This window comes from Haloplanus salinarum, from assembly GCF_024498175.1.
GTDB classification, from domain to species: Archaea; Halobacteriota; Halobacteria; order Halobacteriales; family Haloferacaceae; genus Haloplanus; species Haloplanus salinarum.
The window spans coordinates 2,438,986-2,463,210 of record NZ_CP101823.1; the positions used below are offsets into that span (position 1 = coordinate 2,438,986).

The window sequence follows — 24,225 nt, forward strand, 5'->3', positions numbered from 1 at the left end:
GGCGCGGGGATCGAAAAAGGCCGCGGTGTCGGCGGCCGCCCGCGGCCGTCGGCCCCCGCGGGCCGGCTACGGGTTTTTGTATCCGCGAACGCAAGGACGGGTATGAGTCACGACGACCTCGAACGCGCGGGGTTCAAGGACCGAACCCGCGTCGCCGAGGCCCTGGAGACCGTCCTCGAGACGGTCGCCGGACACGACCGAACCGAGCGGGTGGCGCTCGGCCGGGCCGACGGCCGGGTCCTCGCCGAGACGGTGACCGCGCCGTCGCCCGTCCCCGGCTACGACCGCGCGGCGATGGACGGCTACGCCGTCCGCGCCAGCGACACCTTCGGCGCCAGCGACCGGTCGCCGACCGTCCTCCGCGAGGGCGAGGGCGCCGTGAACCCCGACGAGGCCGTCCGGGTCCACACCGGCAGCGACCTGCCCGAGGGCGCGGACGCCGTCGTCATGGTCGAACACACCGAGACCGTCGGCGACGAGGTGGAGGTGTTCGACGCCGTCGCCGAGGGCGAGAACGTCGGCGACGTCGGCGAGGACGTCGCCGAGGGCGAGCGACTGTACGAACCGGGCCACCGGATCCGCCCCTCGGATCTCGGCCTGCTGAAGTCCGTCGGCGTCGACCAGGTCGAAGTGTACGACCCGCCGACCGTCGGCGTGATCCCGACGGGCGAGGAACTCGTCCAGCGCGACCCCGAGCCCGGCGAGGTGATCGAGACCAACGGCCTGACCGTCTCGCGCATGGCCGACCGCTGGGGCGCCATCCCGACCTACCGGAACGTCGTCGACGACGACCCCAACGCCATCCGCGCCGCGATCCAGCGCGACCTCGCGAAGGACGTCGTCGTCACCACCGGCGGCTCGTCGGTCGGCGAGCGCGACTACACCCCCGAGGTCGTCGACGAGTTGGGCGAGGTACTCGTCCACGGCGTCGCCCTCAAACCCGGCCACCCCGTCGCCCTCGGGGTCGTCGAGGGGACCCCTGTCGTCATGCTCCCGGGCTACCCCGTCGCCTGCATCGTCAACGCCGTCCAGTTCCTGCGGCCCATCCTCAAACGCGTCGGCAACATGCCCGTACCCGAACACCCGACCGTCGAGGCCGAACTGTCCCGGAAGATATCCAGCGAACCCGGCACCCGGACGTTCGCCCGGGTACGCCTGAGCGAGGGCGACGGGGACCGCCCGGTCGCCGAACCCACCCGCGCCAGCGGGTCGGGCGTCCTCTCGAGCGTCGCCCTCGCGGACGGCTGGGTCGTCGTCCCCGAGGCCCGGGAGGGGTACGACGCCGGCGAACGCGTCGCGGTCGAGGACTGGGAGTGGTCGGCGTGACCGACCGTCGAGGGGGTGGTCGCCGATGAGCGACCGACGCCAGTTCCGTGACCTCGCCTCGCCCGCCGCGGCCCGCGAAGCCGTCGACTCGCTCGATCTGTCGCCCGAGCCCGAGAGGGTTCCCCTCGACGAGGCCCGGGGCCGGGTCCTCGCCGAGCGAATCGACGCCGAGCTCGACGTCCCGGGGTTCGACCGCGCGAGCGTCGACGGCTACGCCGTCCGCGCCAGCGACACCTTCGGCGCCGACGAGGCCGATCCCGCCGTCCTCGACCTGATCGGGACGGTCCACGCCGGCGCCGAACCCGACGTCGAGGTGCGGGACGGGACCTGTGCCGAGATATCGACCGGCGCAGTGTTGCCACCGGGCGCCGACGCCGTCGTCATGGTCGAGCGCACCGACGAGACCGACGCGGGCATCGCGATCCGAACCTCGGTCGCGCCGGGCGACCGCGTGATGGTCGCGGGCGCGGACGTCGCCGCCGGCTCCCGGGCGTTCGGTCCGGGCACCCTGATCACGCCCCGCGAGATCGGCCTGCTGTCCGCGCTCGGCGTCGACACGGTGCCCGTCCGCGGGACGCCCACGGTCGGCATCGTCTCGACCGGCGACGAACTCGTTCGACCGGGCGGCGACCTCCACAGCGAGGCCGGCCAGATCTACGACGTGAACTCCTACACCATCGCCGCGGGGGTCGAGGAGGCGGGCGGCGAGGCCGTGCTCTACCCCCACGCCGGCGACGACTACGACGAGATGGAGCGCCTGCTCGTCGAGGCCGCCGACGAGTGTGACCTCGTCCTCTCCTCGGGGTCGACCTCCGCGAGCGCCGTCGACGTGATCTACCGCGTCATCGAGAGCGAGGGGGAACTCCTCCTCCACGGCGTGTCGGTCAAGCCGGGCAAACCCATGCTCGTCGGCCGACTGGAGGACTCCGCGTACGTCGGCCTGCCGGGCTATCCCGTCTCCGCGCTCACCATCTTCCGGACGTTCGTCGCGCCGGCGATCCGCGAGGCGGCGGGGCTGCCCGAACCCCGCACCGCGACCGTCGAGGGGCGGATGGCCGTCCGCGAGCGATACTCGGAGGGGCGGACCCGCCTCATGCCCGTCGGGCTGGTCGAGGCGGGTGACGGTGAGGCCGACACCCTCGTCTACCCCGTCGACAAGGGGAGCGGCGCGACGACGAGCCTCGTCGAGGCCGACGGCATCGTCGAAGTCGACGCCGACACCGACTACCTCGCCGAGGGCGAGCGGGTCACGGTGCAGTTGTTCTCGCCGGACGTCCGCCCGCCGACCCTCCTCGGCGTCGGCGAGGACGACCCCGCACTCTCCCGCCTGCTCGACCGACTGGAACGCCCCCGCTACCTCGACGTCGGGAGCCGACAGGGGCGACGGCGCTTGCGCGACGGCGTCCCCGACGTGGCGGTCGTCTCCGGCCCGACGGACCGCGACGTCGACCCCGTCGACCTCGGCGGGTGGACCCGGGAGTGGGGCCTCGTCGTCCCCGCCGGCAACCCCGCGGGGGTCGACGGCCTCGCGGACCTAGTCGACCGCGACCTCCGGTTCGTCAACCGGGCGACAGACGCCGGCCTGCGCGCCAGCCTCGACGCCGAGTTGGACCGCCTGGCCGACAGACGGGCGACCGAGCGCCGCGATCTGACCGCCGCCATCGACGGCTACGAGTTGACCGTCAAGGGGTTCGAGAGCCCGGCGCGGAAGGTCCTCGACGGGGCAGCCGATGCGGGCCTCGGCCTCCGGGCGACCGCCGACACGCTCGACTGCGGGTTCGTCCCCGTCGGCACCGAATCCGTCCGCGTGCTGGCGAACCCCGACCGCACCGACAAGCCGGGGGTCACGGCGCTCGAGCGCGCCGTCGAGTCGGCGCTCGACGGCGCCGTTGCCGACCTCGACGGCTTCGAGGCCTGACCGGCGTGGGCGCGTCGGTACCCGTTCACGGGTGCTGTTCAGATTAGCTGATTCCATGCGAAGGCGAACGATCTGAGCCACTCGTTTGCAGTTTCTGCTTCGGCGTTGCTAAAACAGTTCGAGAAACTGGTAGTTCTGCGTTTTACTTCACGAAAGACACGTTCGACGCTGTTCCGATTTCCATGACGTTCGTATCTGAAATCGAGGCCGTGGCGACGGCAGGCGTCGTTCAGAGGTTTCGCACCGTCGACGAGAAACACCGCGTCGTCAACGTCGTGTTTCTCGCGTAGTTCGCGGAAGAACGAATGAGCGATAACATTGTTTCTCGTCGGTTCAAGCCTTGTGTGTAGTAATTCGTTCGTCTCTGGATCAACCGCAGCGTACAGCCAGTACTGCTCGTCATTGAGTCGGATCACGGTTTCGTCAACCGCAACGTGATCCGGGCTTCGATCTTCTTCGGGCTGTAGATCAGCCTTGTGAACCCAGTTGTGAACGGTGGATCGTGCCCGCTCAACACCAAATATTTCAAGAATAGAGACAGTATTCGAAAGTGATAGTCCAGCAAGATGGAGCTGAATACTGAGCTTCATCAACAGCCGCGGTGTTGCCTCTCGTTCCACAAAACCTAACTCGATTCGGTCGATACAACCGTTGAGGCGGGCGATTTCAGCCATGAACCAGCAGAAACTCGCACCGCCTCACCTTTCAATCCTTATCTGAACACTACCCGTTCACGTGCCCGAGAGTATATGTGCCCCGGCGGACAAGGTGCCGTCGTGTCGACTCAGCCGACCGTCCTCCACGTCGACGACGACCGCTCGGTGCTCGACCTGTCGAGCGAGCGGGCCAACGACGCGGCGGTGACGTGGCTGACGGCGTCCGATCCCGCGGACGGCCTGACGACTCTGACCGACCGCGACGTGGACTGCCTGGTCAGCGACTCGATCCGAACGGACGGTGGCACCCCGTTCGTCGTCCGGGCGGCCGACGTCGACCCGGACCTCCCGGTCGTCCTCTTCACCGCCGCCGACCGCGAGTCGATCCCCGGCGCCACCCACCACGTGGCGACGCGACACGTCGAGAAGGAGACCGGCGACGCGTTCGCCACCCTCCTCGACCACGTCGCGGCGGTCGTACCGATGCCGGGGGACGCCCGCGTCGACGACCCCGACACGACGAACGGATCGGGGATCGCACCCCGTCCCGAACGCCGGGCGGCGGGCCCCGACCGCTCGGGCGCCTGGGTTCCCATCGAACGGTACGAGTGGCGCGACGAGAGCACCGACCTCGCGACGACCATCGTCACCGCCGTCGAGGAGTACACCGGCCGGGACGCGTCGGCGCCGCCGCTGTACGAGAGCATCGACGCCGAGATGCTCGAAGCGCTCCTCAGCCGACCGGACGGGGATTCGCGGAGCGGGATTCAGGTGCGCTTTTTCTTCGCCGATCAGGAACTCGCGGTGACGAGCGAGGGGCTGATCCTGTTGCGGACCGAGACGGGCGGGGAGTGATACTGTTTATTGTACGTCAGTACCGGTGGTTCGCCGAGACGGTCCGGCGAACCACCGGCAACCAGTTACAATAATCCGTATGGGGCCGGCGAACGCGAGTCGGGATCAGTCGCCCGCCGCTCGCGGCGTCGCCCGCAGTTCGTCGAGCGACCGCACGCGGTAGTCGCCGAGGACACAGCGCCCCCGACGGTACGGACCGTGCCGCTCGACGTGCACGCCGTCGAGGCCGGCGTTCCACGCCGCCCCCACGTCGTTCGGACCGTCGCCGACGAGGGTGCCGGCCGTCCCGTCCTCGACGCCGAGGTCCGACATCGCGCGATAGACGGGGGCGGGGTCGGGCTTCCATCCGATCTCGTGGGTACAGGAGACGACGGTGTCGAACCAGTCCCGGATGTCGAGGCCGTCGAGGACCGGATCGACCAGGTACTCCTGACAGTGGGTGACCAGGCCGACCGGCCGATCGAGGTCGGCGACGAACGCGGCGTCGTCGTGGAGGAAGGTGGCGTCGGCGCGGGCCGCGGGATCCTCGACGTCGTGGAGCGTCGCCCAGAACGCGTCGGGATCGATCCCCCACTCGCGAAGCTGGGGGGTCCGCTCCCCGGAGAGACCGTGCCAGAGGATCTCGACCTCGCGCTCGGAGAAGTCCCGGCCGAGCCGGTCGCCGACGCGCTCGAACACCTCCCGGGCGTAGGAGGGCTCCACGTCCACGAGCGTCCCGTCGAGGTCGAACAGCCAGAAGTCGTAGGCGTGTGCGACCATTCGTTCCTCGGTAGGCGCGGACGGATCAAGTGTGTTCCGGCCCGGTCACGCCAGTATTAATAGGGGTTCCACACGGTTATCCGTCGATGAACGTCTGCTCGATCGAGCCGGCGGAGCGGACGCGACACGCGACCCCCGGCGTGGCCGCCGCGTGGCCCGTCGACGAGGCGCTCGGGTCGACCGCGACGGCGCCGGAGGCGCGCCCGCGAACCCGCGCGGGCGGTGATCGGGATGTCTGAGGGGGACTACACCTTCGCCGACCTCCCCGTCCCGCCGATCAGGCCCGGGACGAGCGTCCTCCTCTCGGGACCGACCCACGCCGGCACCCGCCAGCTCGCCTTCCGGCTCCTCGTCGGTGGCGACGACGAGGGCACCATCGTCATCACGACCAACGCGCGGGCGAGGCGGGTGATCGAGGACTGTCGTACCGCGGGGCTGACCGTCGGTCCGGATCGGACGGCCGTCGTCGACTGCGTCGGCGACGGCGACGACGACCTCCCCGCACGGGTGGTCGGCGTCTCCGGGCCCGCCGATCTGACCGGGGTCGGGATGCGGTACTCGAAGCTCTATCGAACCTTCCACGAGGCGGGACTCGACCGCGTCCGGACCGGCGTCTGTTCGGTGTCGACCCTGCTCTCGTTCAGCGACCTCCAGACGGTCTCGCGGTTCGTCCACACCATGGTCGGTCGCATCGACAGCGTCGACGGGTTCGGCGTCTTCCTCATCGACCCTGAGACACAGGACGCGCGGACGGTCAGCACCGTCGGGCAGTTCTGTGGCGCCCGGATCGAGGTCCGCGACGGCGACGCGGGGCCGGAGCTCCGCACCCGCGGGCTCGCGACCGGAAACGGCGACTGGACGCCGTTCGACCCCCGTCCCGGGGGGCCCTGATCACTCCATCACGCGGATCGAACTGCCGAGGTGCGCGTGGAGGACGTCCCGCGGTGGGTCGTCGAAGGCAGGGTCGTCGGCGATGGCGGCCCGGAGGGCATCGAGGTGGGCCTCGTCGGTGCGCAACTCGCTGAACCGGACGTCCGTCACGGGGGCCGAGAGCCACTCCGCGGCCAGCGTCCGGAGGTGGCGCTCGTCGCTCACCTCGCCGCGCCAGCAGGCGTCGCGGAAGAACAGCCAACCGTCGGTTCCCGGTTCGTCCGCGGGTCTGGTTACGACCGTCTCGAAGGTGTCCGGGTCCGCCTCGACGCGCGTCGTATCGAGGGCGACGGTCACGCGGAAGACGTAGGCGGCGTCCGTCACCGTTCGGCGTCGAACAGGCCCGCGAGACGGAGGTCGGCGTCGGTGATCCCGCCCGCCTCGTGGCTGGTCAGTCGGACCTCGATTTCGTCGTAGCGGATCGTGATCTCGGGGTGGTGGTACTCCTCGTCGGCCACCTCCGCGACCCGGGTCGCGAAGGTGACGCCGTCGAGGTAGTCGTCGAACGGATACGTGCGGACGATTTCGTCGCCGTCGCGCTCCCAGTCGTCCGGGAGGCGGCGGTCGACCTCGTCGTCGTCGAGGCGGTCGGGCATACCTGCTTGTCGACCGGACGTGGAATAACGGTTGGGGCGCCTACTCCTCGTTCAGCCGGTCGAGGACGTGCTGCGGGATGTCGTCGGCGTCGGCGCCCTCGCGGGGCGTCTGGGCCGTCGGGGTGGACGGGCGGTCGCCGCCGAACTCGGGGTCGAACAGGCCGAGTGCGGTCTGGATCGTCGTCCAGTCGTCCTCGGCGGCGGCGTCGCGCAGGCTCTTGGTCGGCGCGGCGAGCAACTGACCGACGAGGGCGTCGGCCAGCGAGGCGACCGTCTCGCGTTGTTCCTCCGTCAACTCGCCCTGGGACTCCAGTCGCGACAGGGCGGTGTGGAGCTCCCGGTCTTTGACCATCTCGGCGCTCTCGTACATCGCGCTGATGACCTCGTCGGCCTGCCGTCGCTTGAACGAGTCGATCAGCCGCTCGAACTCCTCGTCGATCATCCGTTCGACCGTCTCGGCGGCCTCGCGGCGGCGCTCCCGCGTCTCGTCGGTGATCGCCTCCAGGGAGTCGATGTCGTAGGCCACGACGGGAGCGAGGTCGTCGACCGCCGGATCGACGTCCCGCGGCTGGGCGAGGTCGATGACGAGCGTCTCGCCGGCGCCGTCGAGGGCCGGACGACCGAGGACGTGGGTCGGGCTGTTCGTCGCCGTGACGAGCACCTCGGCCCGCTCGGCCGCCGTGGGCGCGTGGTCGAGGCCGACACCCTCCGCGGGCGTCTCGACCTCGTCGGCGAGGTGGGTGGCGTGTGGGACCGTCCGGTTGGCGATCACGAGCTTCGAGATGCCCGTGTCGTCGAAGGCCTTGGCGGCCAGCCGCCCCATCTCGCCCGCGCCGACGACGAGCGCGGTCGCCCCGTCCAAGTCGCGCTCGCGGTCGGCGAGTTCGACCGCCGCGCTGCCCAGCGACACGACGCCCTCGTTGATCCGGGTCTCGGTCCGCGCCCGCTCGCCGACGTGCAGGGCCTTCGTGATCGACGGATCGAGGACCGAACCGATGCCGCCGGCGCCGCGGGCCCGCTCGAAGGCCGTGCGGAGCTGACCGATGATCTGGTCCTCGCCGAGGACCAGGGATTCGAGCCCGGCGGCCACCCGCATCAGATGCCGGATGCTCGTCTCGTGGTCCATCTCCCGGACGGCGCCGTCACGGACGTCGGGGGCGAAGTCCGCGAGCGCCGCGCGGCCGGCCGCAGCGTCCTCGCTCACGACGTACGCCTCGGCGCGGTTACAGGTCTGAAGGGCGAACGCCTCGTCGACGCCGTCGCTCGCCAGGAGGTCGCGGACGGCGGTAGCCACGTCCTCGGCGGCGGCGGACTCGATCTCGTCGACGGTCGCGTGCCGGTGGGAGACCGTCACCCCGCTGATCACGCCCGTCGTCACAGGTACTCACCTCGGGACACGTGGATCATACGCTCCGATTCGCGACACCGTTTGCGTCCGTCCTACCTAAACTCTTCCAATAGCGCCGGCCACGTACCGGCGCTAGCTCCCGGTTCGGGGTCCGTCCCGACCCCGCCGACGCCGGCCCCGACGGCCGGACGTCCCCCTGACTCCGTTGCATACGCCACCCTCCGAGGTACGGCATCTTAAACGTCCCGTCGTCTACCGAGCGGTGAAAACTGTCGGCGGGTCGTGCGGTCCGCCGGCGGCGGACGAACGGTCCGGCTCGGAGGGGGTACTGTAACTGGTCACCGGTGGTTCGCCGGACCGTTCTGGCGACCCACCGGTAAACAGGTAGCATAAACACTATCAGGCGTCGGTGGCGACGTCGCCGTCCTCGAGCACCACGCTCGTCACCTCGTACCCCCGATCGCGGACGTCGGCTACCAGGGCCTCCTGGTCCACGTCGGCCTCGTAGTAGAACACGATGTCGAAGGTGCCGTTCCGGAGGAGCTGCTGGCACTCCCAGACGAACGCGTCGTCCTCGACGGTCAGGCCCTGGAACTGGTTCGAGGAGAAGTCGGTGTCGTCGTTGCCGGCGTAGATGTACGTCTCCCCCTTCCCGGCGTGGGCGGCGATGACCTCGTTGAGTTCGACCGTGAGTTCGTGCATCTCGAGGTCCTCCTGGCCCGTGAGGTCGGTGTGGACGATGGCCCCCGCGAGTTCGATGTCGCCGGGCTCCAACAGCGCCTTCGTCCGTCGGTAGAGGTCGTCGTCGACTACGTCGCTCATAGCTCCGGATGGTCGGTCCAGCGTGTTACCCGTGACGGTTCGCGGCCGGCGGTCATCCCAGCCGTTCGTCCAGGATGAGGCGGGTTTTCGTGTTCTGGACCTCGTCCAGGTCCCGCGCCTGCGTGATGAGTTCGTTGACCGCGCGGGTGTCGGCGGCGTCGACCACCATGACGATGTCCCGCTCGCCGGACACCTGCCAGACGAAGTCCACCTCGTCCCACTCGGCCATCCGGTCGGAGACGCCGGTGGTGTCGACGTCGACGGCCACCGACACCTCGATCATCGCCTTGACGTTGCCGGTGCGGGTCGCCACGGTGAACCGCTCGATGATCCCCTCGTCGACGAGACGTTCGACCCGGTTGCGGACCGTCCCCTCGGAGGTGCCGACCCGGTCCGCGATTTCGGTGTACGGGGTCCGCGAATCCCGGCGGAGGATCGCCAGGATCCGACGGTCCAGTTCGTCCATACGGCGCCTTCGGCCGGGGCCGACTTACCGATTACGAATTTCGTAACTCAGCTTCGAAAGCAAGGCTTATTTGAGGTGGCGGCCTGTGTTTCTCGTAATGTCGGACGCCTACCTTGCCCTGGAGGACGGTCGCGTGGTCGAAGCGCGTGGCCGCGTTCCGGGTCGGACACGTGGTGAACTGGTCTTCACGACCGCCTACACCGGCTACGAGGAGAGCCTGACCGACCCCTCCTACGAGGAGCAGGTGCTCACGTTCTCGTACCCGCTCATCGGCAACTACGGCGTCCGATCCGAGCGCTTCGAATCCGACCGCGTCCACCCGCGTGCGGCCATCGCCCGCGAGTTCACCGAGGACGTCGTCGAGTGGCTCGACGAGGAGGGCGTCCCCGCCATCGACCACCTCGACACCCGAGAGCTGGTCACCTCGATCCGCGAGGAGGGGGCGATGCGGTGCGGGCTGGCGGTCGGTCCCGACGCGACGCCCGAGGACGCGAAGGCGGAGCTCGACGCCTGCCAGGGCATGAGCGAGCACGTCGACATCGGGGCGCAGGTCAGCGTCGACGAGCCGACAGTCTACGAGGGCGGCTCGGCCGCGACGGTCGCCCTGATCGACTGCGGCGCCAAGGGCTCGATCACCGAGTCCCTGCTCGAACGCGACGCGACGGTCCACGTCCTCCCCTACGACGCGACCCCCGCGGACGTCGCGGCGGTCGATCCCGACCTCCTCTTCATCTCGAACGGGCCGGGCGATCCCGAGAACTTCGAGGCCGCCGAGGCGCTCGTCGAGGAGTTCGTCGGCGACCTGCCCGTCGCCGGCATCTGTCTCGGCCAGCAGGTCGTCGCCAACGCCCTCGGCGGCAGCACCGAGAAGATGGCCTTCGGCCACCGCGGCGTCAACCAGCCCGTCCGCGACCTGGAGACCGACCGGGTCGTCATGACGACCCAGAACCACGGCTACACCGTCGGCGAACCGGGCGACCGGCTGAGCGTGACGCAGGTGAACGTCAACGACGGCACCGCCGAGGGCCTGGAAAACGAGGAACTCGGCGTCATCACGCGCCAGTACCACCCCGAGGCCCACCCCGGCCCCAACGACTCGCTCGACTTCTTCGACGACGTGCTCGACCTGGTGTCGACGGACACCCCCGTCGCCACCTCCGACTGATCGGACGGCCCACCGTCGCTTCCACTCGGGCCACCGGTTCCCCCGCCGAACCACGCCGAGCAGCAACGCGACGACCGAGCCGGCGACGGGGGATGAACGTGATCTGCACGCCGGCGAAGGCGACGGAGACGTAGAAGAACGCGAGCCCCCGGAGCGACGGGTCCCGCGGCGCCGCCGGGAAGTGCCGAGTCGCTGGCGGGAGCGCCGACGATGGGGGGCCGACGATGAACCCGAGGCTGAAGGCGCCGACGAGGCCGAGCGCGCTGGCCCGGTAGCCGTCGAACCCGTCGCGCCACCGGGGACGCCAATACACGGGGCGACGGGCGGGACAGGGAAAAGTCCCGTTCGGTCGCGACGAGTGTCGACCTTCGGCAGGTTTTTGACCCGACTCGCGCAACCCCGTGGCATGGTCACGGTCAGGGCTCCCGCGACGAGTGCGAACCTCGGTAGCGGGTTCGACGTGTTCGGCGCGGCCCTCGACCGGCCGGCGGACGTCATCCGCGTCGAGAAGGCCGACCGGACGACCATCGACGTGAGGGGGTACGGGAGCGAGTTCATTCCCGAGGACCCCGCGGACAACACCGTCGGTGCCGTCGCCGAGGCGCTCGACGCCCCGGCCCACATCCGCATCGACAAAGGAATCCGCCCCTCCTCGGGACTGGGATCGTCGGGTGCCAGCGCCGCCGCGGCGGCGCTCGCGCTGAACGAACTCTACGACCGCGGGCTCTCGCGCAAGGAACTCGTCCCCATCGCGGGGAAAGGCGAGGCGACCGTCTCCGGCGAGGTCCACCTCGACAACGTGGCGCCCGCGCTGCTCGGCGGGTTCACCGTCGCCACGGGCCGGGACGTGACGACCGTCGACGCCGACATCCCGCTCGTCGCCTGCTTGCCGGAGATCGCCATCTCGACGCGCGACGCGCGGGACGTGGTGCCCGCCGGGGCGACGATGGAACAGCTCGTCTACACCGTCGGTCGGGCCGCCACGCTGACGACCGGGATGTGTCGGAACGATCCGCGCCTCGTGGGCAAGGGGATGCACGACCGCCTGGTCACACCGGCCCGGGCCGACCTCATCTCCGGCTACGACGAGGTGCGGGAGGCCGCCCTCGCCGCCGGCGCCACGGGCGTCACCGTCAGCGGCGCCGGGCCGGGTGTCCTCGCGGCGTGTTACCCCGGGGACCGACGCGAAATCGCCGCCGCGATGGTCGAGGGGTTCGCCGAAGTGGGTGTCGACTCGCGCGCCTACCAGACGAAGATCGGCGGCGGCGCCACGCTGCATCGCGACTGATCGTCGGTCGGGGTGGGCGGGGCCGTCGTGATTCTCACGCGATGACGATGCCCGCCGGTTTATCAAACGTCCCCGGCGTTCACCCGATGGACATGAGCGACGGCGACGGCGAGGATGGATCCACCGACGGTTCGGCCCGCGGCGGCGGGTGGACGGACGCGTCGTGTCGGGAGTTGGACCCGGCGTGGTTCGAGCGGGCCGTCGAGGCCGCCGGGCACGCGATCTTCATCACCGACTTCGAGGGGCGGATCGTCTACGTGAACCCCGCCTTCGAGGCGGTGACCGGATACGACGCCGCCGACGCCGTCGGCCGATCGCCGGACATCCTCAACTCCGGACACCACGATCCGGACTACTTCCGACGGCTCTGGGAGACCATCGTCGCCGGCGAAGTCTGGCAGGAAGAGATCGTCAACCGCCGGGCAGGCGGCGAGAACTACATCGCGAACCAGACCATCGCCCCCATCGTCGACGACGAGGACGGCTCGATCACACATTTCGTCGCGATCCAGACGGACATCACCGAGCGCAAGGAACACGAGCGGGCGCTCGAACGGAGTCGCGACCTCTCGGCGCGGACCGAGGAGACCGCCGACGTCGGCGGGTGGGAACTCGACGTCGAGGCCGGCGAACTCCGGTGGACGGCGGGCACCCGCCGGATCCACGGCGTCGATCCGTCGTACGAGCCGTCGCTCGAAGACGCTCTGCGGTTCTACCACCCCACGAGCCGCGACAGGATCCGGGGGCTCGTCGAGCGCGCACTCGACTGGAACCTCCCGTACGACGTGGAGGCTCAGCTCGTCACCGCCGACGGGACGACCCGGGTCGTGCGGACGACGTGCCAGCCGGTCGGCGACGGGCCGACGACGGTCCTCCGGGGGACGATCCAGGACATCACCGAGCGGAAGGCCCGTCGCCAGCAGTTGATGGTGCTCAACCGCGTCCTCCGGCACAACCTCCGGAACGGGCTCAACGTGGTGATCGGCAACACCGAGCGGGTGCTGACCACGCTCGACGCCGTCGAGGACGCGGTCGAGGATCCCTCGCTGCTCGCGTCCCTCGAGGAGACGCGGACGGATCTCGGGGCGATCGTTTCGGCGGCCGAGGAACTGGTCGACACCTCGGAGCGGGCCCGACAGTTCGACGACCTCTACCAGCACATCCGGGACGTGCGTCCGGTCGGGATACGGCCGCTACTGGAGGCGGTCGCCGCGGACTACCGCGAGGCGCACCCCGCAGCGACCCTGCGGGTCGAGGGGGCCGATCCGTACGTCCTGGCCAATCGATACGCCGTTCGGGTCGCGCTCGAAGAACTCGTCGACAACGCCATCCAACACTCGTCGACCGCCCCCGAGGTGACCCTTCGGGTGGCCGAGGGGACCGACGGGACGATCCGAATCAGCGTTGCCGACCGGGGGAAGGGGATCCCCGAGATGGAGCGGGAGGTGATCGAAGCCGGCGAGGAGCGACCGCTCAAACACGGGAGCGGGCTGGGTCTGTGGATCGTGAAGTGGCTCGTGACCCCCCTCGGCGGAACGATCGAGATAGCCGACAACGAGCCGAAGGGAACGGTCGTCTCGATGGTGTTCCCGGCCGCCAAGTGGCGCCCCAGCGCGGACGGTCCGGAACCGTCCGACGCGCGAACGTAGCGACGTCCCGGCTCAGACGCCGCGGCCCTGCAGTTGCTCCTCTTCGGGCATGTCGGCGTTCGACTGTCCCTTCATGCCCTTGCCCACGTTCGTCGCGATCTCGGCCAGGCGCTCGGGGTCGTCCCAGTTGTTGACCGCCTCGACGATGGCCGTCCCCATCGCCTGGGGGTTCTCGGCGCCGAAGATACCCGACCCGACGAAGATGCCGTCACAGCCGTGGTGCATCATGAGCGCCGCGTCGGCCGGCGTCGCGATGCCGCCGGCGGCGAAGTTGACGACCGGAAGCCGCCCCATCTCGGCGGTCTCGTGGACCAAGTCGCGGGGCGCGCCGTGCTCGCGTGCCCACCGCTCGCGCTCCTCGTGAGCCATCCCGTCGAGTTCCCGGATGGCGCCTTTGATCGCCCGCTGGTGGGTGACCGCCTGGTTCACGTCGCCGGTGCCGGCCTCGCCCTTGGTTCGGATCATCGCCGCGCCCTCGTCGATCCGCCGGAGCGCCTCGGGGAGGTTCCGCGCGCCACAGACGAAGGGAGCGGTGAAATCGCGCTTGTCGATGTGGTAGTCGTCGTCCGCGGGCGTGAGCACCTCGCTCTCGTCGACCATGTCGGCACCCTTCGCCTGGAGGATCTCCGCTTCCTTGGTGTGGCCGATGCGGGCCTTACCCATCACGGGGATAGACACCTCCTCCAAGATCTCCGTCAGTGCCGCGGGGTCGGCCATCCGGGCGACGCCCCCGCGCTTGCGGATGTCCGCGGGAACGGCTTCGAGGCTCATCACCGCGACGGCGCCGCAGTCCTCCGCGATGCGGGCCTGTTCCGCGTTGACGACGTCCATGATGACGCCGCCTTTCTGCATCCGTGCGAATCCACGTTTCACCAGCTCGGTACCACGCCGAAGCTCTTCGAGGTCCGTCTCGGTCATGGCTGACGTTACGGTGGGACCCACTTAACGGCGGCCTTCCGGTAATCGTTGCCGGTCGGGACCACGCGTCCCCGACGAATACGTGTCCAGCGCCCCAACGCCCGGCCATGACCGACCGCGATCCGGACCGCCGGAGCCCGCTCTCGCCGTACTACCCGTCCGAGACGCCGGACGTCCCCGGGGACGGGCGGACGTGGTTCGCGTCCCGGCCGTCGCGACGTTGCTGGTCGGGGCGGCCTACGCCCACCGCACCCTGTTGCTCCCCTGACCGCCGACACCGCGGACCGCCCCGCGTGCTGGGACCGCCACCGATTTACCGGACCGGTCCCTCCCGTCGAGCATGTCCTCCGGGCCGGATGCCGCCGCCGTCGGTCGGCTCCGCGCGCTCTTCGACGGCGACGGTCTCCCCGAGGCCGACGCCCTTCCCCGGTGGCTCGCCCCGCTTCCGCGGGCCGTCGAGAACCTCGGCCTCTCGCTCGCGCCCGCCGTCGTCGCCACCAACCTCGTCGGCACCGTCTTCGGGTTCTGGTACTATCGCTTCCAGTTCGCGGCCGAACCGCTCGCGGCGTGGCCGCTCGTCCCCGACAGCCCCGTCGCGACGCTCTTCATCGCGCTCTCGCTCGGCCTCTGGTCGCTCGGCCGCTCGAACGAGGTGGTGGACGCACTCGCCTTCTTCGGCTGCTGGAAGCTCGGCCTCTGGACGCCCTTCGTCCTCCTCGTCTTCGCCGACGGCTTCCTCGCGACCACCGCGCTCCCGATGTACGCCTTCCTCCTCGGGAGTCACCTCATGATGGTCGTCGAGGCGTTCGTCATCCACCGGTACAGCGACTTCCCCGTGGGCGCCGTCGCCGTCGCCGTCGCGTGGTACGGCCTGAACGACCTGGTCGACTACTTCGTCCCCGTGGTGGGGACGCCCCACCACACCCTGCTCCCCGGCCAGCGCATCGTCGACGGGACGATCACCCACCTCTCGCCGACCCACGAACTCGCCGCCGCGGGCGCCGTCGTCCTGACGCTCACGGCCACGTTTCTCACGCTCGCGACGCGGGTGAAGAAACTCGAAGCACGGTGACCCACCGCCCACGGTTATGCGCCCGTGGCCCGTAGGTGGGGCGTGACCCTCTACGACCGACTCGCCGACCTCCCGCTCCGGATCGACCGCGAGACCCGCCGCCGTCACGAGCGCGACACCTCCAGCGACTTCATCCGCGCGACGACCGTCTTCGAACTCCACGGCGACGGCCGTGTCGGCCGCGGCGAGGACGTGACCTACGACACCGAGGATCACGACGCCCTCGCCGACGTCGGGGCGCTCGCCCCGACCGGCGAGTTCACGTTCGACGCGTTCTCGGCCGCGCTCGACGATACGGACCTCTTTCCCACGAAGGAGCCCGAACGACCCTCGGCACGCCACTACCGCCGCTGGGCGCTGGAGAGCGCCGCCCTCGACCTGGCGCTCCGGCAGGCGGGTACCGACCTCGCGTCCGCACTCGGCCGCGAACGCTCGCCGGTGACGTTCGTCGCCAGCACGCGCCTCGGCGACCCGCCGACGACCGACCGCGTCGAGGCGATCCTCGACCGACATCCCGACCTCGAACTGAAACTCGATCCGACGAGCGACTGGACGGCCGACCTCGTCGCCGACCTCGCGGCCACCGACGCGGTCCGGGTGCTCGACCTGAAGGGCCACTACGTCGGGACGACGGTGGACCAGGCGCCCGATCCGGAACTCTACGAGCGGGTGATCGAGGGGTTCCCCGAGGCGGTGATCGAGGACCCCGCGATCACCGAGGGGACGCGGTCGCTCGTCGAGGGCGCCGCCGACCGCCTCTCGTGGGACGCCCCGATCACGGACGTCGAGAGCGTCCGCGACCTCCCGTTCGAGCCGCGTTGGCTCAACGTGAAACCGTCGCGGTTCGGCACCGTCGAGTCGCTCTTGGAGACCATCGAGTACGCCCGCGAGCGCGACGTGACGCTGTACGGCGGCGGCCAGTTCGAACTCGGCGTCGGCCGCGCACACGTCCAGACGCTCGCGGCGACGTTCTACCCCGACGCGCCGAACGACGTGGCGCCGGGGGCGTACAACCTGCCGGCGCTGCCGGCGGACCCCCCGGGGAGCCCGCTCGTCCCGAGCGACGACCCGGTCGGCCTCGACTTCTATAGTAGCGATTGAAAGTCATCACACAGCCGATCCCAGTACTGCGTACGGTCGGCTGTGCAAACAGTTTCAATCGCTACTATAGTCCCGGTCGGCGTGGGCGCGCACCCAGAGTTCGCCGATGCGGGAGAGGCGCGTCCGGTAGGACTTGCCGTGTTCCTCCTGTTCGATGTACCCCTTCCCGCCGGGGCCGAGGCGGTCGACGTTGTAGATGACCTTCGACCGGAAACTGTCGGTGTACTCCTCGCCGAGTTCGGCGGCGAGCGCCTCCGCGAGTTCCGAGACGGACTCGAACTCGCCGTGTTCGCCGAGTTCGAACAGGATCACCTCCTCGAAGGGTTTGACGTTCGAGAAGGAGGCGACCGGGAGTTCCACGATGTGGTTCTCGCCGATGCGCTTGGCGCCGATGGTGGTGCCACGCTCGTCGAACTCGTCGAGGAGGCCAGCGGTGCCGTCGAGCCGTTTCTCGATCCGTTCGGCCGCGACGTCCTCCGCCTCGTCGAGGAGCCCCCGAAGCAGGTCCCGGTTGGCCCGCAACTCCTCGGCCAGCTCCGTCTCCAGGTACTTCTCGGGGGCGGTGTAGTAGGTGTGGATGCGGTCCCGGTCGGCTTGGCGTTCGAGCGTGATGGAGTGGGCGGCGGTGGCGAAGGCGAAACTCACCGGGCGGGGCATCGAGCTCACGTTGACCCACACCTCGCCGTCGGGTGCGCCCTCGTCCAACTGGTCGTTGATGAGGTCGTAGGCGCGCTCGAAGGCGGCGTCGTAGTCGTAGACGTCCTCGATGACGACGCGGCTGGTCTCGGCGCCGAGCAGGTTCTTGAAGTCCTGTTCGAGCTTCTCCGAGATGTTCCGCGAGTACTCGACGTTCGCTTCGCTCCCCACGGCCCCCTCGAGCAGGATGACCCGGTCCACGTCGAACTGGTCGCGGATCAGCGGCGCGATCAGCCGGTCGTAGTCGAAGCCGACCGGGACGATGTGGGTCTGCATGCGTGGAACGTGTGTCGGTATTCATATAAACGGCCAGTCTCCGAATCCGGCGGGTCGCAGTCAGGCGGTCAGCGTCTGTTTGATCACCACCGCGTTCGTCGGCGTGTGAACGACCCGAACCGTGATCGACTCGCCGGACGTGAGCCGGCATTCGGTGCCCGCCAGCCGGAACGTCGCCGTTTCGCCGCTCGACCACCTCCCGTCGACGGTACGGCCATCCTCGCCGATGGGGCCGGTGACCGAGTTGAACGAGTTGTCGAAGACGTCGTCTCCCCTGACGAACTCGCTCGTGGGTTGCGGATCACCGCCCGACGCCGGAAGGTTCACCAGGCGACCGACCTTCCCACAGACCGCCTGCGCGTCGACGACAATCTCCAGGTCGGCGACACGGAGCGTATCCCCGCCGCGGTGCGTGATCCGCACGACTCCGCCATCGTTGCCGTCCTGCGGGACGAACTCGCCGGTCGACTGGGCGACCGTCGGCGCCGGATCGGGCGACCCGTCGGTGGCGCCGAACAGGTACGCCGACGCCGTCGCCGCGAGGACGACCACGATGGCGATCAACAGGACGTTTCCGATCACCGCCGAGGACGCACGTGACCGACTCCGGCCCCTCATACGTGTGAATTTCGGGGGTAGCAGCACATATAACCCCCCGATTCGGGAGCGACGGCCCCCGCGTCAGCGCCCGCCCTGATCGGAGACGCGAACCTCGTCACCGACCGAAATCGCTCCCCCACGATCCGCCTCCGGCACCCGCGAGATGAGCATGAGCGTGTAGTAGTGGGGGAAGGCCTCGGGGTCGGCCCACTCGGGAAAGGTCGCCTCCCGGCGCTCGACGAACCGCTCGCGGAAGTCGGGGAGCGGGTCGCCCGTCTCGGGGTCGCGTGAGGGGACGACACACCGTGCACAGGGTTCGACGCCCTCGAAGCGGACCGGGCCGTCGCCGCCGTCGACGACGAACTCCGGCGCGTCCGGACCGACGAACCGGTCCTCCCAGAACGCGGGAACGCCGCCGACTTCGACGTTGGCCCGGAGACGGCGGCGGGCCCCATCGACGGTCATGTCGTCGAACCACGACGCCACCGCTTCGAGGGTCGCCGTGCTGATCACCGAGGGGCCGGCGTCGGGGCGGTCGACGAACGCCGGCGGTTCGCGCCCGCGGAAATCGACGGGTTCGCCGACGAACTCGCCGAACCACTCGCTCGCGGCCGCCCGGCCGTCGTCGGTCGAGAGGTCGAAGCGCCGTCGCTCGTCGTCCGCGGGGTCGACGGTCAGCGTGCTCGCCTCGGGGTCGAACGTCGTCCGCAGGGCGTGGATGCGGTCGGTCTGCTTGCCGTTGTACGCGAGCGTCTGTATCCCCTCACCAGTCTCGATGGCGCCCGCGGCGGGGTCGCACATGGCGTACTCGCGGTCGCCGGCCACCGTCCCCGCCTCGGTGAGCCGCGCCGATTCGATCGACATCCCGTCGAGTCCCTTGACCGGATAGCATCGCAGCCGTTCGATGTGTGCCATCGAGCCCCGATACGGTCGAGGGTCGGATAATCGTTGGTTCGAACGCCGCCGCCCCAGACTGTGTATCGTAAGTCAGTACCGGTGGTTCGCCAGAACGGTCCGGCGAACCACCGGTGAACAGTTACAATACTCCGTATCAGATCCGCGAGAGCGCAGCCCAGACGAGGACGCCGACCAGCAACACGAAGAAGGGACCGAAGGCGACGGAGACCCCGACCGCCGTCGACGTCTCGACCCGGGGCGTGAGAAACAGGCCGGCGGGGACGGCGAGAAAGAGGAGGGACAGGCCCGCGCAAGCGGCGATGGCGGCCGGATCGCGATCCGGTCGGTCCGTCCGCGCGACCGGGAGGTCGAGTCGCTCGACCGCACGGTCGACGTCGCGGACGGGCCCCAGGCGAACCTCGTCCCGATCGACCGAGTCGACGCCCGAGACGACGAGGGTGCCCGTCCCGAGCAGTCGGTCGGCGATGGCGTTTCGCACCGACACGTCCATCGTCGGCTCAACGGAGACGATCCACTGTGGCGCATCGAGGAGGCGGTCGTAGGCGACGAGCGCGTCGCCACGACGCCGGTACTCGACGGTGCCGTACCGGAGGTAGTAGCTGAGTACCCGCGCGGCGACGACGGCGAGGACGGCGAGGCCCGTGACGGCGATCAACGGGGGGTCCCGGACGAGGAGCGCGAACCCGAACGCCGCGAGGGTGCACAGGCCGAGGCGGTGCACGAAACCGAAACCGATGGCGCCGACGCTCCCGAGCAGGACCGATCGGCGGTCGGCGGCGACCCTCGCGATGACGGCGGCCTCGGGCACGTCGAGTTCCGGTGGTGGCTCACTGAACGCCGCGCCGCCGCCGAATCGCTCGCCGAGGTGAAGGATCGGTCGCCCGACGCGGTCGGCGTAGAAGCGGGACGCCGAGACGCCGGTCTTCGCGAGGACGGCCCCGGCGAGGACGACGAGGCCGCCCGCGCGGCCGGCGGTGCCCAGCCAGCCGAGCGTGACGATCACCAGCCCTAACAGTCCCGGCGTCCGCAGGACCTCCCGAGCGGAGACGTCCCGGTACCGCTCGTCGCCGACGTACTCGGAGACGAACGACGACGCTTGGGCCACGAGCAGGGCCACGATGCTGAGACCGAGCGACGGCGAGAGGGCGGCCGTCGGGGAAACCCAGGACAGATAGAGGAAGGTGAGGGGGCACACGGTCACGACCCAGAACCCGAGTATCGACAGCGCGAACGGGACGTTCCGCGGATAGATCGGCGGCCACCCGTCCCGAGGCTGCCAGCCGCCGCGTTTCGCCCGGAGTTCGTGTAACGGCTCGATCCCGCCCGGGACCGACGGGGATCCACGTTCGGCGAAGAGCGCCTTCAGGGCGGCCAGGAGGACCGTCGCGAGCGCCTCGACCCAGTAGACGATCAGCAACGACGTGAGGTCCCACCCCCAGGCGAGGACGCCGACCAGGGGAAGGAGGTTGGCACCGATCACGGCGAGCAGACCGGCCGCGACGACGGTCGCGGCGTCCGGGCGAATCCGCGGGGAACCCATCCGTACTGGACCGATCGGGAGCGACCGCCATGTACGAACCGGTCGCGGTCGTATCGACCGGGGACGGGCGGTACGGAGTACGACAGGTATTTCCCGTCCGCCCGAAAAGTATATATGCGTACATGGGTCGCCCCATGTGTCATCATCACCATCATCGCCCCTCCGAGGGGATCATCAATGGACGACACAGCCAAATATCTCATTCACGCATCGATCGCGGCCGACGGCGTCGTCGAGCGGAGCGACGTCGTCGGCGCCGTCTTCGGGCAGACGGAGGGTCTGCTCGGCGACGAACTCGACCTCCGTGACCTCCAGCAGTCCTCCAAAGTCGGTCGTATCGACGTCCAGATCGACAGCGAGAACGGACAGTCGTTCGGACGAATCACCATCGCCAGCAGCCTCGACAAGGTGGAGACGGCCATCCTCGCCGCGTCGCTCGAAACCATCGACCGGGTCGGTCCCTGTCAGGCCTCCGTCGAGGTGACGAACATCGAGGACGTCCGCGAGGCGAAACGCCGCAAGGTCATCGACCGCGCGAAGGAACTGCTCGCGGGGTCGTTCGACGAGAGCGTCATGGACTCCTCGAAGATCCTGGAGGAGGTCCGCGAGAGCGTCCGGATCGACGACATCACCGAGTATCGCGGCCTCCCCGCCGGGCCGCGGGTGGCGGACGCCGACGCGGTCATCGTCGTCGAGGGACGCGCGGACGTGCTCACGCTCCTGCAGTACGGCGTCAAGAACGCCGTGGCCGTCGAGGGGACGAACGTGCCCGACACGGTGGCAGACCTGACCGAGGAGCGGACCGTCACCGCCTTCCTCGACGGTGACCGGGGCGGCGAACTCATCCTGCGCGAACTCGCGCAGGTGGGCGACGTGGACTACGTCGTCTTCGCACCGGAGGGCCAGTCGGTCGAGGACCTCGAACGCCACGAGGTCATGTCCGCGCTCCGCGATAAGACGCCGTACGGCGACCTCTTCGATAACGAGGAACCGGCACCCGCCGTCGACGGGAACGACGACACCGTGGAGTCGGTCCCGACCGCGGCCGCGTCGGCGGCCACCGCATCGACGCTCGAGACGGCTCGCTCCGAGACGGAGGGGACGGACGGCGAAACCGACGACGCGGGCGCCACGGCGAACGCGGACGAGACCGCCGATCCCGACGTCGACGACGACCCCCCCGACTCGAACGGGACGGTCCGGGACGACCCGTCGACGCTCCGAGGTCACGTGCGGGCGGTGATCGAGTCCGAGACGGGGTCGGCACGCCTCCTCGACGACACCTTCGAGATCATCGAGACGGTGCCCGCGGCCGACGCCTTCGACGCGGTGTCGGGGACGGATCCGGTCCCGTACGCCGTCGTCCTCGACGGCGAACTCACACAGCGGTTGCTCGACGTGGCGGCCCAGCGTGGCGTCGAGCAGTTCGTCGCCCGGTCCTCGGACGAGATGGTCAAGACGCCCGTCGACGTCCGAGTGCGGACGGTCGATCAGTTGGCGGCGGCCGACTGACCCCGGCGGGCTACCGTCGGTACAGGATCGCCGCGCCGTCCGCGAAGAAGTCGGGCAGGCGGCGCGCTTCCTCGAAGCCACAGCGACGGTACAGCGACCGCGCCGCTTCGTCGTCGGGGGCGACGGTGACAGTGAGTCGCTCGGAGCGGGCGGCACACGCCGACAGCAACGCGGTCGCGATTCCCTCGCGGCGGTGGTCGGGGTCGACGACCAGCTCCGCCACGTAGGTCGTCCCGTCGCCGGGGACCGCGAGCAGGTACCCGACCGGGCGGCCGTCGTCGGCCGTGGCGACCAAGACCGTGGCCGGCGAGTACGCGTCGGCGTCGAGGGCGGCGTCGAGCAGTCCCGGACTCGGTTCGCGGAGGTAAGTCTGGAGACGGGCGAGCGTGGGGGCGTCGGTCGGCCGCGCGTGGCGGATCACAGCAGCAGGGCGGCGAACGCGGCGCTCGCGACCGCACCCGCGAACGTGCCGAGGAAGTTGACGGTCTGGTTGCCGACCCGGCCGCCCTCGAGGGTCGCCCCGAGGAGGCTGTCGACGGTCATTCCCGTGACGCCGCCGGCGACGACCGCGAGGGCGGCGAGCCACGGCGATCCGAACGCGAAGAAGCCGACGGCGACCCCCGAGACGACCGCGGCGCCGACGACGCCGACGACGTAGCCCTGCCAGGTGATCCCGCCGTCGGTGCCGGGATCGACCCGCTTGAGGGTCGTGATGAGCCGCGGGTTGTCGAACAGGACGCCGATCTCGCTGGAGAGGGTGTCGCTCATCGCGGCGGCGAGCGATCCGGTGAAGGCAAAGCGGAAGAGTTCGCCGTCCATCGGCATGCTGCCGCTGGCGGCGAAGCCGATGACGGCCACCAGCGCCACGGCGGCGTTGCCGAGGACGTTCCCGCTGCCGCGGGCGCCCTCGTTGTCCTCGGCGACGCCGCGGGAGCGTTTCTCCTCGTAGCGGTACTTCGCGGAGAGACCACCGATGCCGAAGAAGGCGATGAGGACGGCGAACCACCCCACGCCGCCGAAGACGAGGGTGAGCAGGGCTAGCAACACGCCGGTCACCATCCCGGGGACCGACGCGGTCCCGGTCCGATAGGAGAGGTAGCCGAGCGCGACCGTCACCGCGAGGGCGACCCCGACCTCGGGAAGCGCCGCGTCGACGCCGATGGCGTCGAACAGCCAGAGTAGGAGGCCGACCGAGAGCATCACCAGCGGGTCGTCGCGCGCGTAGAGGATCGAGCGCAGCAGCGCCGCGACCAGGGCGCCCGCGGCCGCGAGGAAGATGACGGCGGGGAGCGCGGGAGGCGTTCCGAGGTTCCACCCGACGGCGAGTTGGCCGACGAGCGCGGCGAGGAAGGCGGCGATGCCGTATCCGGCGGTCGTCCGTCCCGGGTCCTTCGTCGTGTCCAGCCGTTCGACGACGCGGGCGCCGACCCTGCCGTAGGCGACGACGAAGACGGCGGCGACGAAGACGTCGGTCGGCATCGACCGCTGGGGGATCGTCGAGAGGAGGGCGAGGCCCGTCGCCGCGAGCGCGAACCCCGCGAGGCCGTTGAGCCGGCCGTCGCGTCGGTCCTGCGGTCGGGCGAAGAGTTCGAACACCGGTCCCTCGTCGACGACGAACGCGGCGAGGAGCGCCACGATCGCGAAGGGGGCGGCGGCCGCCCGCCCGAGTTCGGGGGCGGCGAGCGCGAGCGTCCCGACGACCGCGAACCCCCCTGCCCGACGAAGGGTGGACGTCACACCCACCGGTATCCCCGACGGCCACTTAACGCTCCCGACACGCCCCGCTCACGCCCGGCAGTCCGCCGAATCCGTGA

The 24,225-nt window shown here is 69.9% G+C and carries 25 protein-coding genes; 11 read left to right on the plus strand and 14 right to left on the minus strand.

The annotated features are described in order from the left end of the window. Positions 1 to 102 precede the first annotated feature (102 nt). Entirely contained in the window at positions 103 to 1,326 is a 1,224-nt protein-coding gene (locus NO364_RS12660) for a molybdopterin molybdotransferase MoeA (RefSeq protein ID WP_157690489.1), read from the plus strand. A 25-nt stretch (positions 1,327 to 1,351) separates the two neighbouring features. Then, positions 1,352 to 3,244: a molybdopterin biosynthesis protein gene (locus NO364_RS12665; RefSeq protein ID WP_257627696.1), complete on the plus strand. Its 1,893-nt coding sequence runs from the start codon at positions 1,352 to 1,354 to the stop codon at positions 3,242 to 3,244. Between the two features lie 38 nt (positions 3,245 to 3,282). Here the strand turns inward: NO364_RS12665 and NO364_RS12670 are convergent, their stop codons facing one another. Beyond that, positions 3,283 to 3,918 carry an IS6 family transposase gene (locus NO364_RS12670; protein ID WP_257627697.1) on the minus strand — a complete coding sequence of 212 codons (636 nt, stop codon included), beginning with the start codon at positions 3,916 to 3,918 and terminating at the stop codon, positions 3,283 to 3,285. A 102-nt stretch (positions 3,919 to 4,020) separates the two neighbouring features. Here NO364_RS12670 and NO364_RS12675 point away from each other — a divergent pair, with 102 nt between their 5' ends. After that, positions 4,021 to 4,755, plus strand: a complete 735-nt coding sequence (locus NO364_RS12675; protein WP_157690487.1) for a HalOD1 output domain-containing protein — start codon at positions 4,021 to 4,023, stop codon at positions 4,753 to 4,755. 105 nt (positions 4,756 to 4,860) lie between these two features. On the opposite strand, the gene NO364_RS12680 is transcribed toward NO364_RS12675, so the two are convergent. Then, on the minus strand, positions 4,861 to 5,514 hold the full coding sequence (locus NO364_RS12680) for an HAD family hydrolase (RefSeq protein ID WP_157690486.1): 654 nt from the start codon (positions 5,512 to 5,514) through the stop codon (positions 4,861 to 4,863). Between the two features lie 86 nt (positions 5,515 to 5,600). On the opposite strand from NO364_RS12680, the gene NO364_RS12685 reads away from it, so the two are divergent. Continuing rightward, positions 5,601 to 5,753, plus strand: coding sequence for a hypothetical protein (locus tag NO364_RS12685; protein WP_157690485.1), 153 nt, complete (start codon positions 5,601 to 5,603; stop codon positions 5,751 to 5,753). After that, positions 5,746 to 6,405 carry a DUF7504 family protein gene (locus tag NO364_RS12690; RefSeq protein ID WP_157690484.1) on the plus strand — a complete coding sequence of 220 codons (660 nt, stop codon included), beginning with the start codon at positions 5,746 to 5,748 and terminating at the stop codon, positions 6,403 to 6,405. The genes NO364_RS12685 and NO364_RS12690 overlap by 8 nt, the downstream gene beginning before the upstream one ends. On the opposite strand, the gene lwrS is transcribed toward NO364_RS12690, so the two are convergent. From lwrS to NO364_RS12715, 5 genes are all read right to left on the minus strand, one after another. Further along, positions 6,406 to 6,768, minus strand: a complete 363-nt coding sequence (lwrS, locus tag NO364_RS12695) for an LWR-salt protein (RefSeq protein WP_157690483.1) — start codon at positions 6,766 to 6,768, stop codon at positions 6,406 to 6,408. Further along, complete coding sequence (locus NO364_RS12700) at positions 6,765 to 7,040, minus strand: 4a-hydroxytetrahydrobiopterin dehydratase (protein WP_157690482.1); 276 nt, start codon at positions 7,038 to 7,040, stop codon at positions 6,765 to 6,767. Before NO364_RS12700 ends, lwrS begins: the two co-directional genes overlap by 4 nt. Before the next feature lie 40 nt (positions 7,041 to 7,080). Further along, positions 7,081 to 8,418 (minus strand): glutamyl-tRNA reductase, encoded by a 1,338-nt coding sequence (gene hemA, locus NO364_RS12705; RefSeq protein ID WP_157690481.1) that lies wholly within the window; start codon positions 8,416 to 8,418, stop codon positions 7,081 to 7,083. Between the two features lie 369 nt (positions 8,419 to 8,787). Beyond that, the gene (locus NO364_RS12710; RefSeq protein WP_157690480.1) at positions 8,788 to 9,210 is read right to left on the minus strand and encodes a DUF5778 family protein; all 423 of its coding nucleotides are present in this window, start codon (positions 9,208 to 9,210) and stop codon (positions 8,788 to 8,790) included. Positions 9,211 to 9,262: 52 nt separating this feature from the next. Then, positions 9,263 to 9,676, minus strand: coding sequence for an Lrp/AsnC family transcriptional regulator (locus NO364_RS12715; protein ID WP_157690479.1), 414 nt, complete (start codon positions 9,674 to 9,676; stop codon positions 9,263 to 9,265). 97 nt (positions 9,677 to 9,773) lie between these two features. On the opposite strand from NO364_RS12715, the gene carA reads away from it, so the two are divergent. The 3 genes from carA to NO364_RS12730 all read left to right on the plus strand — a co-directional run bounded on the left by carA (position 9,774) and on the right by NO364_RS12730 (position 13,778). Continuing rightward, the gene (carA, locus tag NO364_RS12720; protein ID WP_257627698.1) at positions 9,774 to 10,841 is read left to right on the plus strand and encodes a glutamine-hydrolyzing carbamoyl-phosphate synthase small subunit; all 1,068 of its coding nucleotides are present in this window, start codon (positions 9,774 to 9,776) and stop codon (positions 10,839 to 10,841) included. 406 nt (positions 10,842 to 11,247) lie between these two features. Further along, positions 11,248 to 12,129: a homoserine kinase gene (locus tag NO364_RS12725; protein ID WP_157690477.1), complete on the plus strand. Its 882-nt coding sequence runs from the start codon at positions 11,248 to 11,250 to the stop codon at positions 12,127 to 12,129. Positions 12,130 to 12,215: 86 nt separating this feature from the next. Continuing rightward, positions 12,216 to 13,778 carry a PAS domain-containing sensor histidine kinase gene (locus NO364_RS12730; RefSeq protein ID WP_257627699.1) on the plus strand — a complete coding sequence of 521 codons (1,563 nt, stop codon included), beginning with the start codon at positions 12,216 to 12,218 and terminating at the stop codon, positions 13,776 to 13,778. Between the two features lie 12 nt (positions 13,779 to 13,790). Here NO364_RS12730 and pdxS read toward each other — a convergent pair whose 3' ends face one another. Continuing rightward, positions 13,791 to 14,696 (minus strand): pyridoxal 5'-phosphate synthase lyase subunit PdxS, encoded by a 906-nt coding sequence (gene pdxS / locus NO364_RS12735; protein WP_157690475.1) that lies wholly within the window; start codon positions 14,694 to 14,696, stop codon positions 13,791 to 13,793. 340 nt (positions 14,697 to 15,036) lie between these two features. Here pdxS and NO364_RS12740 point away from each other — a divergent pair, with 340 nt between their 5' ends. Continuing rightward, a complete protein-coding gene (locus tag NO364_RS12740) occupies positions 15,037 to 15,768 on the plus strand; it encodes a DUF1405 domain-containing protein (RefSeq protein WP_157690474.1) in 732 nt (243 codons plus the stop codon). Positions 15,769 to 15,810: 42 nt separating this feature from the next. Continuing rightward, positions 15,811 to 16,869: an enolase-like domain-containing protein gene (locus NO364_RS12745; protein ID WP_257627700.1), complete on the plus strand. Its 1,059-nt coding sequence runs from the start codon at positions 15,811 to 15,813 to the stop codon at positions 16,867 to 16,869. A gap of 54 nt (positions 16,870 to 16,923) precedes the next feature. Here NO364_RS12745 and NO364_RS12750 read toward each other — a convergent pair whose 3' ends face one another. The 4 genes from NO364_RS12750 to NO364_RS12765 all read right to left on the minus strand — a co-directional run bounded on the left by NO364_RS12750 (position 16,924) and on the right by NO364_RS12765 (position 20,899). Beyond that, positions 16,924 to 17,841, minus strand: a complete 918-nt coding sequence (locus NO364_RS12750) for an HFX_2341 family transcriptional regulator (protein ID WP_157690472.1) — start codon at positions 17,839 to 17,841, stop codon at positions 16,924 to 16,926. Between the two features lie 60 nt (positions 17,842 to 17,901). After that, entirely contained in the window at positions 17,902 to 18,459 is a 558-nt protein-coding gene (locus NO364_RS12755; protein ID WP_257627701.1) for a type IV pilin domain-containing protein, read from the minus strand. 63 nt (positions 18,460 to 18,522) lie between these two features. Then, complete coding sequence (locus NO364_RS12760) at positions 18,523 to 19,356, minus strand: MOSC domain-containing protein (RefSeq protein WP_157690470.1); 834 nt, start codon at positions 19,354 to 19,356, stop codon at positions 18,523 to 18,525. A gap of 136 nt (positions 19,357 to 19,492) precedes the next feature. Further along, a complete protein-coding gene (locus NO364_RS12765; RefSeq protein WP_257627702.1) occupies positions 19,493 to 20,899 on the minus strand; it encodes a DUF6498-containing protein in 1,407 nt (468 codons plus the stop codon). A gap of 177 nt (positions 20,900 to 21,076) precedes the next feature. On the opposite strand from NO364_RS12765, the gene dnaG reads away from it, so the two are divergent. Continuing rightward, positions 21,077 to 22,411, plus strand: coding sequence for a DNA primase DnaG (gene dnaG, locus NO364_RS12770; protein WP_257627703.1), 1,335 nt, complete (start codon positions 21,077 to 21,079; stop codon positions 22,409 to 22,411). 10 nt (positions 22,412 to 22,421) lie between these two features. Here dnaG and NO364_RS12775 read toward each other — a convergent pair whose 3' ends face one another. Together NO364_RS12775 and NO364_RS12780 are read right to left on the minus strand one after the other, a co-directional pair. Beyond that, on the minus strand, positions 22,422 to 22,832 hold the full coding sequence (locus NO364_RS12775; protein WP_257627704.1) for a GNAT family N-acetyltransferase: 411 nt from the start codon (positions 22,830 to 22,832) through the stop codon (positions 22,422 to 22,424). Next, positions 22,829 to 24,148, minus strand: coding sequence for a DUF92 domain-containing protein (locus tag NO364_RS12780; protein WP_157690467.1), 1,320 nt, complete (start codon positions 24,146 to 24,148; stop codon positions 22,829 to 22,831). Before NO364_RS12780 ends, NO364_RS12775 begins: the two co-directional genes overlap by 4 nt. Positions 24,149 to 24,225: the final 77 nt, after the last annotated feature.

Coding starts and splice junctions, on each gene's coding strand:
- NO364_RS12765 (WP_257627702.1), bottom strand. CDS start 20,899: ATGGGTTCCCCGCGGATTCGCCCGGACGCCGCGACCGTCGTCGCGGCC.
- dnaG (WP_257627703.1), top strand. CDS start 21,077: ATGGACGACACAGCCAAATATCTCATTCACGCATCGATCGCGGCCGAC.
- NO364_RS12755 (WP_257627701.1), bottom strand. CDS start 18,459: ATGAGGGGCCGGAGTCGGTCACGTGCGTCCTCGGCGGTGATCGGAAAC.
- pdxS (WP_157690475.1), bottom strand. CDS start 14,696: ATGACCGAGACGGACCTCGAAGAGCTTCGGCGTGGTACCGAGCTGGTG.
- NO364_RS12740 (WP_157690474.1), top strand. CDS start 15,037: ATGTCCTCCGGGCCGGATGCCGCCGCCGTCGGTCGGCTCCGCGCGCTC.
- NO364_RS12725 (WP_157690477.1), top strand. CDS start 11,248: ATGGTCACGGTCAGGGCTCCCGCGACGAGTGCGAACCTCGGTAGCGGG.
- NO364_RS12700 (WP_157690482.1), bottom strand. CDS start 7,040: ATGCCCGACCGCCTCGACGACGACGAGGTCGACCGCCGCCTCCCGGAC.
- NO364_RS12760 (WP_157690470.1), bottom strand. CDS start 19,356: ATGGCACACATCGAACGGCTGCGATGCTATCCGGTCAAGGGACTCGAC.
- carA (WP_257627698.1), top strand. CDS start 9,774: ATGTCGGACGCCTACCTTGCCCTGGAGGACGGTCGCGTGGTCGAAGCG.
- NO364_RS12730 (WP_257627699.1), top strand. CDS start 12,216: ATGGACATGAGCGACGGCGACGGCGAGGATGGATCCACCGACGGTTCG.
- NO364_RS12660 (WP_157690489.1), top strand. CDS start 103: ATGAGTCACGACGACCTCGAACGCGCGGGGTTCAAGGACCGAACCCGC.
- NO364_RS12690 (WP_157690484.1), top strand. CDS start 5,746: ATGTCTGAGGGGGACTACACCTTCGCCGACCTCCCCGTCCCGCCGATC.
- NO364_RS12715 (WP_157690479.1), bottom strand. CDS start 9,676: ATGGACGAACTGGACCGTCGGATCCTGGCGATCCTCCGCCGGGATTCG.
- NO364_RS12680 (WP_157690486.1), bottom strand. CDS start 5,514: ATGGTCGCACACGCCTACGACTTCTGGCTGTTCGACCTCGACGGGACG.
- NO364_RS12710 (WP_157690480.1), bottom strand. CDS start 9,210: ATGAGCGACGTAGTCGACGACGACCTCTACCGACGGACGAAGGCGCTG.
- NO364_RS12670 (WP_257627697.1), bottom strand. CDS start 3,918: ATGGCTGAAATCGCCCGCCTCAACGGTTGTATCGACCGAATCGAGTTA.
- NO364_RS12685 (WP_157690485.1), top strand. CDS start 5,601: ATGAACGTCTGCTCGATCGAGCCGGCGGAGCGGACGCGACACGCGACC.
- NO364_RS12750 (WP_157690472.1), bottom strand. CDS start 17,841: ATGCAGACCCACATCGTCCCGGTCGGCTTCGACTACGACCGGCTGATC.
- NO364_RS12665 (WP_257627696.1), top strand. CDS start 1,352: ATGAGCGACCGACGCCAGTTCCGTGACCTCGCCTCGCCCGCCGCGGCC.